Source organism: Nitrosospira sp. Nsp2 (genome assembly GCF_003050965.1).
Taxonomy (GTDB): Bacteria; Pseudomonadota; Gammaproteobacteria; order Burkholderiales; family Nitrosomonadaceae; genus Nitrosospira.
The window spans coordinates 543,158-559,469 of the sequence record NZ_QAOU01000001.1; the positions used below are offsets into that span (position 1 = coordinate 543,158).

Here is a 16,312-nt window from a genome sequence, read left to right on the forward strand (position 1 = left end):
CAATCGGGAGGCACATCCAATTCCCCTGTTAAGGAGGCGCCGGATCGATAGCGATTGCGTATTCCCTAAAGAGACGCCTGTTTCTCAGTTACCCCTGCCGATAAGCTCTATTGGTCCGGTTATCGAACTCTTAGGTAACGTATTCTTCTTGTTACTCCCCTTCGGTTACTTTTTAGTGAGGCGATTTACGGTGACGAAACTGAACCTGAACCTATAACCTGACCACAAGATCACGTGGCAACGAGAGCGCCCTCAACAACGCAATAGATGTGCTATATATGCTGCGTTTAGATTGACCTGGAGCGCGGGTCGAGCCGCGGCATCCCGTCTCGCCACATCCGCACACGCCAATGAGCCCGAGGGTGCGTGGCATTAAGCCATAAGCCAGAGGTTCAGGGTTGCGGCCCTGCGTTGATGACATAAAGCTGGCCGCCCTGGACGAGTTCACCGGGAATGCCGTAGTGTGCCTGCGCGTTGGCGAGGAAGTAACGCCGTCCGTCGTTCCGCCCCAGGATGGAGGTAATCTCGATAATGCCGGAGCTTTCCTCATCGTGGTTGAATGGCGCTGCCGGCGCAAGAAACCGCGCCCGGTCCGATTCAAGAATTTGTTTCCATGAGTTCGAGGCGGGATCGAACATCCAGGTCTTGGAGATATAGGCGCTGTCGCCCGGATCTTCCTGGATGTACACTTTGCCGTCTTCCCCGACAGTCATGTTGTCAAACTTCCGGGCACCCTTGCCGTCAGTTCCGATCAGCGTGTCGCTGTCCTTCACCATGGTAATCGACCCGCTGCCGTAATCGACCTCACCCCTTGCCTCATCGAACACCAACTTATACAGGTGGGACGTTTGCATCCCGACAGAGCCGGGACCATCGGGATCGGCCCCGGTTGTAACAAAGTAGAAGGTTTTTGCATCCACCCAGGCGCCATCCTCAGGGCGCGCAAACTCGGTAATGCCTGCGGCCCGGCTGTTCGCCTGTTGCGTTGCGCCATCGACGGCGGTATCCACCGCAACGGTGGAGAACGTGCCATTGATCTGCCCGGATTCCAAGTTGCCGGTAATTGCCGGATTTGGTGCAACCTTGACCCCCGCGAGGGTGCCGTTAGTCAGGCCGGCTTTGTCGATTTCAAGACCACTATCAGTCTTCGCGCCTCGATAAATGTAGACCTGACCCGGCGTGGAGTCGTCGGTGCCGATCACAATGGTGTCGTCACCGGAGTAGGGATTGGCAACGCTGTTTTCCCATGAGAATTTGCCCAGCTTAGGCAGTTCATACGCCTTGCCCTTGTTTGTTCCCGACACAATGAACGCATAAGCGCGCCCGTCGCTGCCGGCTTCCTCACCGGTCATGAAGAGGCGCGTTGTGGTGCCTTTGCCGCTTGCCTTATCATAAAAGGCAGAGGTGGCGGGCAGATCGGCAGAGCAAAGACGGTTAAAGCTGTTGACTGCCCCGGTTGCGGCCTCATAGCGATTGGCGGAACGGTTCCACAGGTAGTGGGTCGTGGCTAGATCAGCCCCCCTGATCACCTTGAAATCAGCCTTGTTGATCACCCACTCGGACACAAAGGCGCCGGTGGCTCCATGGGCGCGCGCAATACCGGCGCCTGGAGCGAGTTCATGGTTCATCAACACGGTGAAGGTGCCGTTGCCGTTGTCGTAAGCACCCAGGCCATCCGGGAAGCCGACCATCCTGTAGCCATTGGCGGCGGCGTCGCCTACAGAAATGATAGAAGTCACATGCCAGCCCGCTGCAGTGGGGGTGACATAAGGCGTCTGCGAACTTCCTGGGCCTTGGGTGCCCGCCGCGAATCCGGCACTGATCGTCAAAGTGGTGGCAATCGCGAGCGCAATGCGTTGCATGCCTGCCATCGTGTTGGCTCCCTAAGATGGATAGTTCGAATTACTTATTGAACAATGTTTCCGAACCCCCCGGTGAATAGAGGCGAGGGGCGAGCCCTGCTACCCGAAGGGCGAAGCTCATTTTAGAGATTCAATGTTTCAGAATTAAGTTGCGCCACCCCGGCATTGGATCCAACCAAGCAGCCTCTGGGTCCAAAGTGCTCGCCAACCTGTTCCAGGCGCGTGCGCAGCCCCCGAAACTCTTCCTCGTGCAGGAAACCTCGGAGACGTCCGAGGTGGAGATGGAGAGGCGATTGACATCCATTAAAACCGCACTATTCCTGCTGACTTCATCACTGGTTCTGCCCATGATCTATTATTTGATAGGGTAATTCATTAAAACTTGCCGGGGCTGCCCGAGCGGCGGTCGCTGAATATGGACTTAAGCGGGGGAGGGTATGAGCCAAGCAGAGGGTCACTATTATGTACCGCCGCCGTCGACCTGGCCTATCACGGGGTCTATGGCGCTGTTATTCATGGGGTTCGGCGCGGCATTTTCGGTCAACAAGATGTCGTTGGGCTATGGCCTGCTGGCAATTGGTTTTGCCATACTCTTCTATATGATATACGGCTGGTTCGCGACGGTCGCGCGGGAAAGCGAAGGGGGGGCGTATAACAAGCTGGTGGACAAGTCGTTCCGCTGGGGGATGACATGGTTCATCTTCTCCGAGGTGATGTTCTTTGCCGCCTTCTTCGGCGCCTTGTTTTATCTGCGCGTCTACTCGATTCCGGATCTGGCGGGCCTGAACGGCAGAATGCTTTGGCCGGACTTCAGGGCGGACTGGCCTACCTCGGGGCCCGGGATCAGCGAGAAGTTCATGCCCATGGGCCCATGGGGACTTCCGGCAATCAACACCGTGATACTGCTGACATCGGGCATCACGGTCACCTGGGCGCATTGGGCACTGAAGCTGGACAAACGCGGACAGCTCAAGCTGGGACTGTTCCTAACCTTCGCACTGGGGTTTCTGTTCGTTGGGCTGCAGGCATATGAATATGGTCATGCCTATTCGGATCTCAATCTCAAGCTGACCACTGGGGTCTATGGGGCAACGTTTTTCATGCTGACCGGCTTCCACGGCTTCCACGTCACGTTGGGCTCCATCATGCTGCTGGTCATCTGGTTCCGGGTGCTGGCGGGGCACTTCACGCCCGTGCACCATTTTGGCTTCGAGGGTGTCGCCTGGTATTGGCACTTTGTTGATGTGGTCTGGCTGGGCCTGTTTATTTTTGTTTACTGGCTCATCTAACTATTCTGGTCATTTTCGATGATGCCTGGATGATCTTGTCCTGCACGACACAATAAGCGAGACAGGTTATCGATATCGCCACGCAACCGAAAGGAGTGGTGGTGCTGAATCGGTTACGGTTGGCACCATCGGCCATTGACATCTCAAGGGCACACTATTACCGGGAAGGACGCTTCTCAACCCACTTTTTTGAAGGCGACCAGCCCTCAGAAAGCCTTGTGATGGCCAGCGGCAAAATATCCCAGGCTCCGGTGGTGGGGGAAGCGCCGGCGTAGAACTGGCCTTCTAGCGATTGCCCAGAGGCCCAGAGCGCGACATAAGCACATGACGAGCACCAGCAGGCTTTGTGGCTCAACGATAAACAAAGCGCAGAGCTCTGGTGCTGAGAATCTCCCCCAATAAAGAAAGCGTCACCCCTTGGCCAGCAGTGGCGGGGCAATGCGTCAGGCAGCGTGTGAAATAACTGCTACGCTGATATTGACCTGCTGAAAAACAGATAAAAGTTCTGCGTATAGCGGCTTGATGTAGCCGCGATCCCCATGCATTGACCCATCTTCATAACTTTGACGTACAAAACGGGGAGTTTACTCTGACTCGAATGCTCACCACCGCTAGCTTGACAATGCTCGGCTTGGTGATAGCGGTCGCCGGCTGCTGGGGCGTTCTCGCCCTTGCTTTTTCGGGCCCACAGAGTGAAACGGTGCGTAGCAGCCTGGCGGTATTATTTGGGGTCGTATCACTTATGGCAATAATTGGACTTGGCTTTCCCCACGTGCGGTGGGGCGCCCTTGCCGCTTACTTCGCGCTGTTTGCGCTGCTGATGGTTTGGTGGCGGGGCATCGAGCCGTCCAACGAGCGCGACTGGCAGCCCGATGTGGCAGTACTGCCTTATGCGGAGATTGAAGGCGACATTGTCACCGTGCACAACATCCGCAATTTCGATTATCGCAGCGAGACGGACTACACTCCCGCCTACTATGACAAGCGCTTCTACCTGCGGAAGCTGGAGGGCGTCGATCTGGTGGCTGTCTACTGGATGGGACCGGCCATCGCACACATCTTCGCCAGTTTCGCCTTCGCCGGAGGGGACCACCTGGCGGTTTCCATCGAGACGCGCAAGGAGAAGGGAGAGAGCTATTCCACCCTCAAGGGCTTCTTCCGGCAGTATGAACTCTACTATGTGGTCGCCGACGAACGCGATGTCATCCGCCTGCGGACCAACTATCGCAACGACCCACCTGAAGACGTTTACGTATACCGGGTGCAGGGCCCACTTGTAAACGTGCGGCGGGTCTTTCTGGAGTACATGAGTAAAATTAATAAACTACGGGACCATCCTGAATTCTATAACACCCTTACGACGAATTGTACAACTGGTATCTGGATGCACACGCTCGTCAATCCCGAGCATCTCCCATTCAGCTGGAAGATTTTGGCAAGTGGCTATGTTCCAGAATACACGTATGAAGCAGGGCGACTTGACACAAGTTTGCCATTCTCCGAGCTTCGGCGACGCGCCCACATAAATGCGCGGGCACACACCGCCGACGGTGCAGCCGATTTTTCGCGCCTCATCCGCGAGATACCAGAGATAGCGGCAACGGACCCGCCTCAAGCCGCGCCGTGAAGAGAAGAGGTTCGCGGGTGTCGCCCTTCCTGGTCATTGGGTGCGCGCAAAGTTCAACGAGTCTCATTTCAGCAACTTTCAACTAGGCTGCTATGCTTAGATTGTTGGTCGATTCGATAGCTGAGGAAGGCGCCTGCTCTTCTGGTCACACCCTTAAGTAAAATGAAACGTTCGGCATAAAGCTCAACCTGTTACCCGTTACCTTTTGATGGAGGCAAAAATGATAAGAAATTATTCGTGGGACATGCTGCGGGCTATTCTTCTGATCCTGGCTGCGACGTTGGCCCTGCCGGCGTTTAGCGCTGAGGACACCCAGGCAGGTGCCAGTGATATGGAAATATTGCGCGACAAGGTGCGCGCGGACAAGAAGTTTATTGTTGCGGAGAATATGGACCTGAGCGAGGAGGAGGCAAAGGGTTTCTGGCCGGTATACGAGGCCTATCAGGCGGATCTGCACAAGCTCAACGAGCGCATGGCCAAGGTAATCAATGAATACGCCCTGGCCTACAACAAGGGTGCGCTAATGGACAAAACGGCACGCAAACTTATTGATGAAGCAATCGAGATCGATGTGGACGAAGCCAAGTTGAAGAAGTCTTATGTGCCCAAGCTCAGCAAGGTTCTCCCTGGAGTAAAGGTGGCACGTTACCTTCAGATCGAGAACAAGCTTCGCGCCATCGTACGCTACGAACTCGCTTCTGCAATTCCGTTGGTGTATTGAGCCAGATAAGCCGCTGTGCTATCTCAAGGTGGATAACGGAATCTTATAAATAGACGAGGAGGGCAAGAAAATGATTTTGAAATCGATAATATCAGTGGCGGTGCTGGCCGCGCTCGCCAGCGCTCCGGCGGTTGCGCAGCAGGTTATTGTTCCCGCGAAGGGTCAGTCGGCGGAGCAGCAGCAGAAGGATGAGGCCGAGTGTTTCGCATCGGCCAAGAAGCAGACGGGCTATGATCCGGCGCAAGGAACCCAGTACGCGGCGCCGCCACCACCGCAACATGAAGGCGAGCGGGTAAGAGGTGCGGCACGCGGCGCAGCAGGCGGAGCGGCGATTGGCGCCATTGCTGGTGACGCCGGCAAGGGCGCTGCCATTGGCGCGGTGGCGGGAACCATGGGCGGCGGCGCAAGGCAACGCCGTAAACAGGACAATTATGAACAGGCTGCGGGACAACAGCAGCAGGCCGCGGCACAGCAGCAACAGCAATTCCAGCGTGCATACGGAGCGTGCTTTGAAGCCAAGGGCTACACGGTGAGGTAAATATAACTAACCGTGGCGTTGCCGGGTTGAGGGACTGATCGTAACCACTTATCGCAACCATACGGCAACGCCGCGGAGAGTGAGCCAGAAAAAAGATCACGTCAGTAATCCACTATGCAGGATTACTACGTTGAACACAACAACAACCGGAACAATAAACATGCTGACCCTTGCTTATTATTTCCCCAGGAAAATTATCTGGTTGAGCTCTCTCATGACTGTCATTGCATTGTCCGGTTGCGTTAGCATGAGTAAGGGCGTGACGCTGGCACTCCTGGAAAAATCCGAACAGCCGGATACCCGGAAATGTGAAGCGTGGGGCAAACCTTTTGAAGGTATTGAACCAAGACTGGCTAAAGAAAAGGGGAAAACAAAAATTCTGATGGTGCATGGCGTAGCCGATCATATCCCGGGGTATACGACTCAATTTCAGGGAAAACTGGCCAAGGAGTTGGGCCTCAACGCCCGTTCGGCCAAGTCAAAAAATATCGAGCTGGAAAGCATTTTATTTCCGGGCAGGGGACTCGGCAATTTGCGCGTGTCGCGCCTGGTAAATGCGGAAAATGGCAAAGAAGTTCTATTTTATGAGCTGACCTGGTCTGAAATTACCCGGGGAGATAAAGAGCTTCTTGCTTACGATACTTCGGGAGAATTCGATTATCGAAGGGCCGCGTTAAACAGCATCGCGAAGAAATTCAGCAATGACGCTATTGCCGATCCGCTTATTTATAGCGGAAACAAAAGAGAACCTATACAGGCGGCATTTTCGCAATCATTCTGCTGGATGCTGAAAGACGAGTGGAGCGATCTTCCTGAAAGGGGCAGGCAGTCTTGTTCCAGCTTGAGCGATGCTACTCTCGACCGTATGATCCAGGACGATTATATTTTTGTTTCGCATAGCCTGGGTAGTCGCATCACTATTGATGGTCTGCAACGTATAGCGGGAATACTGCCACGCCGGGAAGAACTTTTGCGGGAGAAGCAGGGAGACGCGAAAATGAGCATCCCCCAAAAAGTGGTTGAGGCACTACGGCTCAAACACATACCTATTTACATGCTCTCCAATCAACTCCCGTTGCTGCAACTAGGGAGAGAATTACCCGAAGTAACGGGACAGTATGCGGATTATTGTAGACCTGAAGGCCGTTATTACGACCAGCGCACGGTCAGCGAAACGTCGATAGTCGCCTTCAGTGATCCCAATGACCTGTTAAGTTATGGGATACCTCCCGGGTATCAGGAAAAATATATCGACTCCAGGTTATGTGCGGATATCACCAACATCAGTATCAATGTGTCTCCAGTTATCCAGGTCTTCGGTATGAGCGGTGTCCGTCCGGGTCCCGCGCATATGGGTTACGACCAGGATGACCGCGTGATTGCGCTAATTGCTAACGGGATTGGCATGGCCAATGCATCACCGCTTGTCAAGGAAAGGTGTGAATACACACCTACGATTGAGTAAATTCGCCATGCCGGGGGCGGACGTGAATGAGCACTTTGCGTTAACCCAGAGGCGGCCGTGGGTGATAGAGGGCATGGCCGTTTCCATTGTGATGCAGATCAGGTTATAGAGGAAACCGCTGCAAGTCATGAAACCGATGTACATCCGTCCTTAGCGGCTAGGTAGCTGAATCGAAACAAACAGGCGTTTAGCGGAGTGGGCGACAATAACAATAGAGAACCAATTATGAACAAGCGGACTTATCTTGCCCGGAACAGCTATCCAACACGCGCCAAATCTCCCTGGTTCTTTCTTGTATTGCTGCTGTTGTCATCCGCTACGACGTTTGCGGCCCCCGTGCCCACTGTCGAGGACATCATTGCCTCGCTGGGGCTCAAGCAGGATCAGGTGGCCAACCTCGAGCGGGGCGAAATTGTCGCACTGGAAATCAGTGAAGCAACTGAAAAAGAACTGGCGATGGGTCTGGGCATTTACCTGCCATCGCCACCGGCGAAACTCGTGGCTTACTTCAAGAGCGGTGCACTGGCGTCGATCGACCCGAATACCATAGCGCAGGGCGATGTGCAGCCAAAATCAGACGCAGATGCCTTCAAAAAGTTTGATTTTAAATTCAAGCAGAGCGATGAGGCCAAAAGTTTACTGAATGCCGCGTCGAGCGACCGGTTTAATTTATCCACTGATGAAATCCAGAGCTTTGCACCCCTTAAAAAAAATCTGGCCGCTGCTGATAACACCGCTTTGATTGCGGGCGTTACGCAACATTATCGGGAGATTTTGTTGCAGCGCTGGCAAAGTTACCGCAAAGGCGGCTTGTCAGGAATTGCACCTTACGCACGACGTGGCCAAGAGGCTAGTCCCGCGAAGGAATTGCGTACTGCAACCGTTAGCAGCAAGTTATTGGCACGCTATTATCCCGATCTGTATCAGGCCTGGCTGAATTATCCCGCTACATTGCCGGCTGGCGCGGAGGAGCAATTTTATTGGCTCAACCGGAAAGTGGAAGACCGGCCCACTGCTATTCTTGGTCATCGCGTCCTGCAAACCTCCGATGCGGGGTCGTTGATACTCGCAAGACAATTCTTTGTCGGGCACTCCTACAACTCCAGCCAGTTGATAGTCGGCTGCCTGCCGTACCGTAATGGCTCCGTAGTATTTTATGCGCATCGAACTTCCACTGATCAGGTCGCCGGAATGGGCAGCAGCTTAAAGCACAGCATCGGGCGCGAGCAGATGAAGGACCAGATGGTCAAGAACCTGGAGCGGCTCCGCTCCGCGAGTCGATCCTTCTAAGCCGGATCATTATGACAAGACCGAAATCACGCGAAGGTAATTGCTAGCCGGCGCCGACAGTTTGGGCGTGAGAAATGCGCGGTGGGTCGGGCGATGAGCCCTTGGGGAGAAAGCCGATATCGAGCAGTGTCCATCTTACAGTTAATTGAAAGATAAGCGCTGGCCAATTATTACAAGATTCAAAAAAACACATCACGCGCTCACCCCACTCGCAGCCATCGGGTCAGGACATGATACCTCCACGGTGGAAGATCCACGTACAATCCCTGAGCGCACATTTCATCCCCGCTCCGTTCATACTCTTTTTCGGTAAAGAGGTCGGTCATCTGCCATCGCCTGCCTTTGAGTTCATCCCATGGCGGCAGTACCAGCCCTTGCGCACTCGAGGCCGAGAAATTCACGATGATCAGGTGATGCTCCTCATCGCTGCGCCAGCACCACGCAACGAGATTCTGGTAACTTGCATTATCCGGCCAACCGGTTCGATCACAGTGCTGCCAGTGACCCTTCCGCAGTTGGTCCGAAGACGCGGCTCTTAGAAGCATGCAGTAGAAAGCCCGGAGCTCAGGGTCTTCAGGTTCAGCAGGGCGGCGACCGAGGAAGACGGGAAGTCTGACCTTTCTTCCCTCCAACTGCCCTTCGTGAAAGAGTTTTGCTCCCGGGATCGTCGCAGTGATTACGGCAGCGGCGCGCTCCTTTTCGAGAGAAAAGACCGACCGGGCGCGAGGCTCATCATGATTTTCGATAAAGCGGACCAGTTTTCCCTGGTAGTCAAGGTCAGCGCAAAGATGGAGCCGCACGCGCTCCGCGGTGTCGTGTTCCAGACGGTCGTAGAGGCGCTTGTCGTAACAGTAATCGAACCCCTGATGCTGAAGTTCCCACTCGAGGTCCCAATAAGCCTCTGCCATGAAAAGGAAGTCCGGATGCGCTTTCTTTAGGGTGGTAATGACTTCAACCCAATACTCTGTTGCGGGCCGTGGACCCGCGCGGTTGCCCCAGGTGCGTTCGAAGATAGCGTCGATGACAAGCATCGCCATGTCGCAGCGCACACCATCGCACTGGTCGGCGATGTCCGCAAGGGTCTCGCGCACCGCCTGCCGGAGTCCCGGCTGAAAGGCGTTCAGTTGCAGCACGTCCGGCCAAGCCGGAAAGTAGGGGTCCCGGCCACGTGCAAACACATTTCCTGCCGTCTCAACAAATGATGCCGGATCGTTCCTGGCATCATCGGTGTTCCCTTGAACGAAGTATTCAGGATGATTGTTAACCCATGGATGATCCGGCGCCATGTGGTTCGGGACGAAATCGAGGATAAGCTTAAGCCCCCGCCTGGCCAGTTCTGTTCGGGCAACCGCGAGGCCTGAGGGACCTCCGAGGTGTTCGTCAATCACGTATTGACGAACACAATAGGGAGATCCGACGTTATCCTCCGAGCAATAATCGGGAAGAGCCTGCCGGAAATCTTCAATAAGACCCTTGTTCTGGTTCGCGATGGCGATACCTTCGGGACTTCGTTCCCAGACACCCAACAACCAGATGGCGTCTACCTTCAAATCTGCGATGGAATCCCACTCCTCGGCGGGAACTGTCGCCAACGTCACATGCGTTTTGCATGTCTGAGACAGTTCCTGAAGCCAAACCCAGGTATTTATTTCATAGACTACGGGATATTTTGACCACGGTTTCATTTATGCGCTTCCTCACGCTGGGCCGAGTGGACCTGCCCCTGCCGTTCGCTCAGGGTAAGGACTCCACACTTTCCCCGAGGTATCCCCCCGTGCGCCGGCAACGCAACTTTTCTCGGCATTCTTTTGCGTGTCCGTCATCTTTTAAGACTTCTTACGGCCATAAGGTGACGGAACTCAGGGCTGCCACGCCGCTCCGTCAGCTACCCAGGCGTTCTTACTGGTGCATTGCCATTGCACATACATTAATAGGATTTCTTTACTCATGCGGAATCCTATGTTCGCGGAGCGCTCCGGGCTACACCCATTGACGTGTCTCGGCGCGTCGGGTGAACCAGTGGGCTGCCAGCAATGACGCGATCGTTTGCATGGGAATTCCGATAGCGACCATAATGATCGCGCGCTGATCAACATCCGGAATGGCAAACAGCGGTACGAGCGCTGCCCCGAGATTGCGCGTGGATATTCCAAGAGTCAGGACGCTCTTTTGAGCCTGGGGCAGGCCGAAGCTGAGTGCATATGTCGCCGTGGTCGCCACCAGGAAAAACAGAATCTGTGTCCCGAACGCATAACTTCCCGCGGCGTTGATGAAATCCTTGCCGAAAATAGCCGCGCACAACACAAGCATGACAATTATGTCGATACCCGTCGTTTTCTTGACGATTGGCTGGAGTCTGGCGGCCACGTTCGCTGAGATGCGCTGTATCGCCAATCCGATCGCCAAGGGCACGATCAAGAACAACAATAACGGCCTGGCGATGGTCCAGGCATCGGCCGTCAACCCCTCGATCATCACGGGCACCGCAAGGGGCATGTAAACGACTGTGACCAATGAGGCCAGCAGCATGAAGGCCGCCGCGTAAGCCATGTCGCCGTGTGCCTTGTCCACCATCATCGGCAGAAACGGAGCGCACGGTGTCATCCCCAGCAAGATCATACCCGTGGCATACGACTGGTGCAGCGGAATGACCTTCGTCAGCAGGTACGCCAGGGCCGGGCATAGGACAAAACCGCACAGCACGCTCAGTACCACGAAGCGCACGTTTCGCAGCGCCCCAAGGGCGTCCTGGAGATTAAGCCTGAGACCCATGTCCAGGAGGCTGCCCACCATGAAGATCACGATCGAGAGTTTTAACAGGATTGGAAGTATTTCAACCAAGAGTCCCATCCGCGCTGAGGTTCGTACAGGCTGCGTTCGGTAACTGCAGCGACACACCTTCGATCATTAGTCTGGATAGATGCGAGTGATTTTCGAACCCTGCAGCCCTGCGCCTGCCATCAATCCCTTCTGACCGAAAATAAATGCATAGACATCGTCTTTGGCCGTTGTCGTAGTCATCGCCCTGGCGGTTCCCTCATCCACGACAACGACACTCGGGCCGGCCCCAATTTCCCAGCCCCCGCTCTGGTCCAGATAGCGCAATGCCTCATCACTCATAAAAAACAACGCGTAGCTGAACGATTGCACCCCAGCTTGAAAACCATACGACCCGCCAAGCGTGTTGTAGTAGGCGACCGTTTTACCTTTTTTACGCAGCGCTCCGCTGCCATATTGCGCGCCGCCCATAAACCCCGCTTTAATGACAGACGGGAACACCAGTATGCCCTTTGCACGCTGCGCCAGCTCTCGTGCCGCAGGAGTGCTTGCGTAAAGTTTTTTCAGCGCTGCGTCGACATCCCTATCGATCTCCGCCGCAGAACTCCCTGCAGATTGCCCCCCCTTAGAAGTGGTTGACTGCCCTCCCGTAGATTGACAACCGATGAGAGTAAGCAGGCCTACCAACATGACATTCCAAACATTTTTGTTAAACATGGTTTGTACCCTCCCTTGGTTTGTACCCCCTTGTTTTTACCCTGGTGCCATTAAAAAAATGGCGCCAACCGGCTCTACTGAAACACACGGATATTCAATAATTAAGCATAGGACAAGCATGGAAGTCTGCCGATAAACATTACTGATTTTTTTAGCGTTAAATGGCTATCACTCCCTAGCAATGGCCATGAATGGGCAGAGCGTTCGTGGCCATTTTTTATGGCGCTATTGTTTGCGATACAGGGCGTTTGCCGCTACCGCGTCCACCGCCGCGAGATATAAGTACCTCGATGGTCTAACATAAGATCAGGTGAGAACCGCTGCCGCGGCCAACCATCCCGCCGTTCCAGAAGCGGACAAAGCAAACGATCACGAGCAGGGGAGGGCTGGAGTCTTGCAGCCAATCTTTCCAGGCATTCTCTAGACGGGGGTAGCGTCATGACAAGTCCAACACTAACCCGAAGGCAATTGCTAATAGCCGGCTGCAGCTTAGGGCTGGGAAAAGCCTTGCGTGTCACGGCCGAAGAGCCCCTATCCAAAACAGCCGATACCGAGCCTTATCCATCTGGCGCCGGCGAGGCGCTCGCCCGATTGAAGAAGGGGAACCAGCGTTTCAGGGATGGTGTGTCGCGCCATACACACGAGACGGCTTCCTGGCGCAGATTGTTAGTCGAAACCCAAAAACCTTTCGCTACCGTTCTAGGTTGTAGCGATTCGCGCGTACCGCCTGAACTGATCTTCGATGCAGGATTTGGCGATCTCTTCACGATCCGGGTGGCCGGTAACATCATCGCGGAAGACGTAATCGGTACTCTGCAATACGGCGTAGCTCACCTGCATACGCCGTTAGTGGTCGTACTGGGTCATGAAGGTTGCGGAGCGGTCGGCGCCACCCTGGATGAGATGCTCAACAAGACAAAGGAACTGGAACATATTGAGTCGCTGATCCAGTTGATCAAACCCGGCCTGCGAGAACTCGACCTGAATTTGGATCGGGCCGCGCTGTTGAGAGCAGCCGTGGAGGCGAACGTACGCTGGTCCATGCGGCAACTTTCCACCAGCCCGGAAGGTGCGCGGGCGCTCCGCGAAAAACGTGTGGGCCTGGTAGGCGGCGTATATGACCTCGCGACGGGGCGAGTTCGCTTCCTTGATTAAGCTGGTTGCGGGGGTCCTGCCGGTGGACACCCGAACGCGGCTGTCGCGCGGGTTACTCCTCAGATTTCATTTGTGAAGCTCCCAGGTGGCCAGTCAGAATCGGATATAAACGCGCAGGCCGCCCATGATCACGGTGTTCACATTGTTCAGGTTGCCACTTGAACCGAGTGTCTTCTTCAGGCCGGGTTCAATAATCTGGAGATCGGGGGTGAGGTTCAGCCACGGCGTGATTGAGGCGTTATAGTAAATTTCGATCGCGTCCTCATGCTCAAGACCAAGGGGGAGCCTGGCGCGAAGGAGGGGAGCAAAGTTATCGCTGAACTGTGTGCGTGCCCAGCCAAGTCCGAGCGTGTCGCGCGGGCGTCCCGGAACCACTCCATTGCCCACGATGCCCATGTTGTAGCTATATTGAATCGGGTTTGCACGCCCGTCGGTGGTGCCGAAGTTGAAAAACACCCCGATCCCGCGTTTAGGATCACCAGCAGGTTGCCAGAGGTACTGATCGAAGCCGTAAGCTATCGCCCAAGTGCTGTCCTCGCGGTTGGCAGGTTGCACGGGCACGAGCAGTTCCGGGGCATACCGCTCGATGATCCCCTGGAGAAGTGGCCCGGGTGCTGCGAGCCGGGGATATCGCTCGGTCAGGAGCCCGCGCCCGACATTGGAGGGATCCTGAATGAGTGAGAGGCGGCTTTTGTCGCTCCACATGCCTGTCACGCTCTGATTGCCCACGAGCCCGAACGGTTTAATGGTCACTTTTCCGGCGGCGAGAACGGTTGTACCGTTCTCGAAAGCCTTGCCCACGTCGTTGTTCGTTGCCGTGCCATTCGCGTCCACCGCCATCGCCATCAAAGTGATATTCTGTGTTGGGAGCAAGATGGTGCCCCCGCCGAACGCCGAAATCGGAGTCAGGGCAAAAGCCATGGGGAGGTTGATCCCCGTGTTTAGAAACTGGGTGCGGTAGTCGCCGGCAAACGTGCCGGTGATGAGATCGAGTATGTTGATTTTTCCTGCGACCAGGCCGACCTTTGGACTGAGAAACTGCGTGAATGTCGCGTTCATCAGACCGCTGGCGGGTTGGTTCAACCCGGGAAACAGCCAAGCCTCGTTTGGCGGCACGATAGCCCCTGTGTTTCCAAGCACGCTATGCCCGAAGGTGCTCATGCCTTGGAACTTGAAGAAGCCACCTGGCCAGAGCCCGAGCTTGTCCGTATCGACGTTGAGCGTGTAAATGGCTGTGCCCCAGATCCCGGCATCCGTGCCTTTTCCGCCGCTCATGATCCCCTGCGGAGTCAAAAGCAAGTCCGTGTCGAGCACCACGCCCTTTTTACCCAACTCGTCCCGCAGCCCGTTCCAGTTACCGGTGAGTCGGGATCGGGATCTGATGTCCCCCCCCAAAGGGGGAACATCGACCGCTTGCGCACTGGATGGACCTGGGTCGATCAGCAAGGTCGAGCCCAGCAAGACTATTGAAGCGTACGGGGCCCGTCTGATCCAGGTGCCTTTCAGTCGCCGAGTTCTGTGTGTAGAGACGTCCCGTCTGCCCGGCTGCAAGATTAAGCAACCCTGACTTGTGCTTGAAACATTTGTTCACCGCTCGTGGGGTACTCCTGTGCGCCTTTCAGCGCCGCCTTTGGCAAGGCGCTACTGTCAGATTAAATTGAAACTGCTACAGCTAATACTTGATATCACGACCTTCCTTGCGGGCATCCTGCTTGGTGTCCCGCTTGTCCTGCCGACATTCCGCCCGAGTCTTTTCCTCTCCCGCACGACATTCGGCTTTGGTCTCTCTTGCCCCCTGACGGGCGTCCTGCTTTATGTCTCGCGCTTCGCGACGTTGCTCGCCCTGTTCTGTCGCGTAGCTCGTCAAAGGTGCTATGAACAATGCCGTCGCTATGGCCAAGTGAGATACGACAACTTGAAAACCAGCTTTCCTAGTCATGTTCTTGCTCCTTATATATAAGATCTGCTTGATCTTTACTGATCTGTCTGGCGTAGTGAATAGCAAAATAAAGACCCCTTTTCACTAATATTAAACATAGGTGAAGTAGAACGGATAGTCAAAGCGTAAGCTCCCCCGTTTGAGAGATAAGCAGAAAATAGAACTTTTCGGCAGGATTTTGCTCGAGATTAAATCGAACAGGAGGTCAGGATGACCATCCCAGATACGAAATCGACCAACATGCTTGCGCAAGACCGGACGGACCTCGCAGTAAGCCGCACCATGATGGCGGCGGACCGTTCATTGATGGCGTGGATCCGGACAGCGCTCTCCATGATCAGTTTTGGCTTCACCATTTACAAAATTCTTCAAGGGTTCCAGGAGAGCGGGTTAAAGCTGCCCGCCGAACAGACACCACGGAATATCGGTCTGTTTCTGATCGGACTCGGCACCGCTTCAATGGTAATGGGTACGATTGCGTATTGGCAGACGTTCAAGGAACTCCGTCTGCTTCAGCATTTCCCGCTGTGGCGCCCGTCGTTTGTCGTCGCTCTGATCATGTCCGGTTTGGGTGTGTTTTTGTTCGTGGGTATTGTCGTCAAGGTGCTCTGAACATGAGCCCGAAATCCGGTATTCATGGAAACGGGTGCAGCGGCGGTGTGGCTTGCCTTCGCATTCCTCGCTGGCACTTATACAACTTCCCTGCACCCCGCCGATCCCTTGCCGAATCCGTGTCCGAGCCTCTGCGGTATGAAGTCATGCCGTCTACTCTATTGCATTAACCGGCATTCTGGCGTTTACGGGCGCGTGCCGTTGGCCCTGCCGCATCACGCGCTGACCCTTCGAATGGCTTTCCTCTCGGGGCAAATCATCATGAACAGCGCCGTAATGGATCGGCGTCAGAAAAAGATGGGCGGATTCTTTCATTCAT

Annotated in this window: 16 protein-coding genes; 9 read left to right on the forward strand and 7 right to left on the reverse strand. The window is 55.0% G+C overall.

Annotated elements, in window-relative coordinates:
- Window positions 1-392 precede the first annotated feature (392 nt).
- Window positions 393-1,871, reverse strand: a complete 1,479-nt coding sequence (locus C8R31_RS02405; protein WP_107692459.1) for an alkaline phosphatase PhoX — start codon at window positions 1,869-1,871, stop codon at window positions 393-395.
- 188 nt (window positions 1,872-2,059) lie between these two features.
- Here C8R31_RS02405 and C8R31_RS15935 point away from each other — a divergent pair, with 188 nt between their 5' ends.
- From C8R31_RS15935 to C8R31_RS02440, 7 genes are all read left to right on the forward strand, one after another.
- Window positions 2,060-2,233: a hypothetical protein gene (locus C8R31_RS15935; RefSeq protein ID WP_181320349.1), complete on the forward strand. Its 174-nt coding sequence runs from the start codon at window positions 2,060-2,062 to the stop codon at window positions 2,231-2,233.
- A gap of 66 nt (window positions 2,234-2,299) precedes the next feature.
- Window positions 2,300-3,151, forward strand: coding sequence for a cytochrome c oxidase subunit 3 (locus C8R31_RS02415; protein ID WP_107692461.1), 852 nt, complete (start codon window positions 2,300-2,302; stop codon window positions 3,149-3,151).
- A 598-nt stretch (window positions 3,152-3,749) separates the two neighbouring features.
- Window positions 3,750-4,778: a DUF4105 domain-containing protein gene (locus tag C8R31_RS02420; protein WP_107692462.1), complete on the forward strand. Its 1,029-nt coding sequence runs from the start codon at window positions 3,750-3,752 to the stop codon at window positions 4,776-4,778.
- Between the two features lie 220 nt (window positions 4,779-4,998).
- Entirely contained in the window at window positions 4,999-5,499 is a 501-nt protein-coding gene (locus C8R31_RS02425; RefSeq protein WP_107692463.1) for a hypothetical protein, read from the forward strand.
- A gap of 70 nt (window positions 5,500-5,569) precedes the next feature.
- Window positions 5,570-6,037, forward strand: coding sequence for a glycine zipper family protein (locus C8R31_RS02430; protein WP_107692464.1), 468 nt, complete (start codon window positions 5,570-5,572; stop codon window positions 6,035-6,037).
- 130 nt (window positions 6,038-6,167) lie between these two features.
- On the forward strand, window positions 6,168-7,502 hold the full coding sequence (locus C8R31_RS02435) for a hypothetical protein (protein WP_219907425.1): 1,335 nt from the start codon (window positions 6,168-6,170) through the stop codon (window positions 7,500-7,502).
- Between the two features lie 225 nt (window positions 7,503-7,727).
- On the forward strand, window positions 7,728-8,792 hold the full coding sequence (locus C8R31_RS02440; protein WP_107692465.1) for a hypothetical protein: 1,065 nt from the start codon (window positions 7,728-7,730) through the stop codon (window positions 8,790-8,792).
- A 200-nt stretch (window positions 8,793-8,992) separates the two neighbouring features.
- Here the strand turns inward: C8R31_RS02440 and C8R31_RS02445 are convergent, their stop codons facing one another.
- The 3 genes from C8R31_RS02445 to C8R31_RS02455 all read right to left on the reverse strand — a co-directional run bounded on the left by C8R31_RS02445 (window position 8,993) and on the right by C8R31_RS02455 (window position 12,287).
- A complete protein-coding gene (locus C8R31_RS02445) occupies window positions 8,993-10,477 on the reverse strand; it encodes an alpha-amylase family glycosyl hydrolase (protein WP_107692466.1) in 1,485 nt (494 codons plus the stop codon).
- A gap of 295 nt (window positions 10,478-10,772) precedes the next feature.
- Window positions 10,773-11,633: a bile acid:sodium symporter family protein gene (locus C8R31_RS02450; RefSeq protein ID WP_181320351.1), complete on the reverse strand. Its 861-nt coding sequence runs from the start codon at window positions 11,631-11,633 to the stop codon at window positions 10,773-10,775.
- 66 nt (window positions 11,634-11,699) lie between these two features.
- Window positions 11,700-12,287, reverse strand: a complete 588-nt coding sequence (locus tag C8R31_RS02455) for a YSC84-related protein (RefSeq protein ID WP_107692468.1) — start codon at window positions 12,285-12,287, stop codon at window positions 11,700-11,702.
- A gap of 438 nt (window positions 12,288-12,725) precedes the next feature.
- On the opposite strand from C8R31_RS02455, the gene C8R31_RS02460 reads away from it, so the two are divergent.
- Window positions 12,726-13,442 (forward strand): carbonic anhydrase, encoded by a 717-nt coding sequence (locus C8R31_RS02460; RefSeq protein WP_107692469.1) that lies wholly within the window; start codon window positions 12,726-12,728, stop codon window positions 13,440-13,442.
- A 93-nt stretch (window positions 13,443-13,535) separates the two neighbouring features.
- Here the strand turns inward: C8R31_RS02460 and C8R31_RS02465 are convergent, their stop codons facing one another.
- A complete protein-coding gene (locus C8R31_RS02465) occupies window positions 13,536-14,903 on the reverse strand; it encodes a carbohydrate porin (RefSeq protein WP_107692470.1) in 1,368 nt (455 codons plus the stop codon).
- A 211-nt stretch (window positions 14,904-15,114) separates the two neighbouring features.
- Window positions 15,115-15,381, reverse strand: coding sequence for a hypothetical protein (locus C8R31_RS02470; protein WP_107692471.1), 267 nt, complete (start codon window positions 15,379-15,381; stop codon window positions 15,115-15,117).
- Between the two features lie 210 nt (window positions 15,382-15,591).
- On the opposite strand from C8R31_RS02470, the gene C8R31_RS02475 reads away from it, so the two are divergent.
- On the forward strand, window positions 15,592-15,993 hold the full coding sequence (locus tag C8R31_RS02475; protein WP_219907426.1) for a YidH family protein: 402 nt from the start codon (window positions 15,592-15,594) through the stop codon (window positions 15,991-15,993).
- A 153-nt stretch (window positions 15,994-16,146) separates the two neighbouring features.
- Here C8R31_RS02475 and C8R31_RS15940 read toward each other — a convergent pair whose 3' ends face one another.
- The gene (locus C8R31_RS15940) at window positions 16,147-16,308 is read right to left on the reverse strand and encodes a hypothetical protein (RefSeq protein WP_181320353.1); all 162 of its coding nucleotides are present in this window, start codon (window positions 16,306-16,308) and stop codon (window positions 16,147-16,149) included.
- Window positions 16,309-16,312: the final 4 nt, after the last annotated feature.

Coding starts and splice junctions, on each gene's coding strand:
- C8R31_RS02455 (WP_107692468.1), bottom strand. CDS start 12,287: ATGTTTAACAAAAATGTTTGGAATGTCATGTTGGTAGGCCTGCTTACT.
- C8R31_RS02415 (WP_107692461.1), top strand. CDS start 2,300: ATGAGCCAAGCAGAGGGTCACTATTATGTACCGCCGCCGTCGACCTGG.
- C8R31_RS15940 (WP_181320353.1), bottom strand. CDS start 16,308: ATGAAAGAATCCGCCCATCTTTTTCTGACGCCGATCCATTACGGCGCT.
- C8R31_RS02475 (WP_219907426.1), top strand. CDS start 15,592: ATGACCATCCCAGATACGAAATCGACCAACATGCTTGCGCAAGACCGG.
- C8R31_RS02445 (WP_107692466.1), bottom strand. CDS start 10,477: ATGAAACCGTGGTCAAAATATCCCGTAGTCTATGAAATAAATACCTGG.
- C8R31_RS02440 (WP_107692465.1), top strand. CDS start 7,728: ATGAACAAGCGGACTTATCTTGCCCGGAACAGCTATCCAACACGCGCC.
- C8R31_RS02425 (WP_107692463.1), top strand. CDS start 4,999: ATGATAAGAAATTATTCGTGGGACATGCTGCGGGCTATTCTTCTGATC.
- C8R31_RS02420 (WP_107692462.1), top strand. CDS start 3,750: ATGCTCACCACCGCTAGCTTGACAATGCTCGGCTTGGTGATAGCGGTC.
- C8R31_RS02430 (WP_107692464.1), top strand. CDS start 5,570: ATGATTTTGAAATCGATAATATCAGTGGCGGTGCTGGCCGCGCTCGCC.
- C8R31_RS02405 (WP_107692459.1), bottom strand. CDS start 1,871: ATGGCAGGCATGCAACGCATTGCGCTCGCGATTGCCACCACTTTGACG.
- C8R31_RS02470 (WP_107692471.1), bottom strand. CDS start 15,381: ATGACTAGGAAAGCTGGTTTTCAAGTTGTCGTATCTCACTTGGCCATA.
- C8R31_RS02460 (WP_107692469.1), top strand. CDS start 12,726: ATGACAAGTCCAACACTAACCCGAAGGCAATTGCTAATAGCCGGCTGC.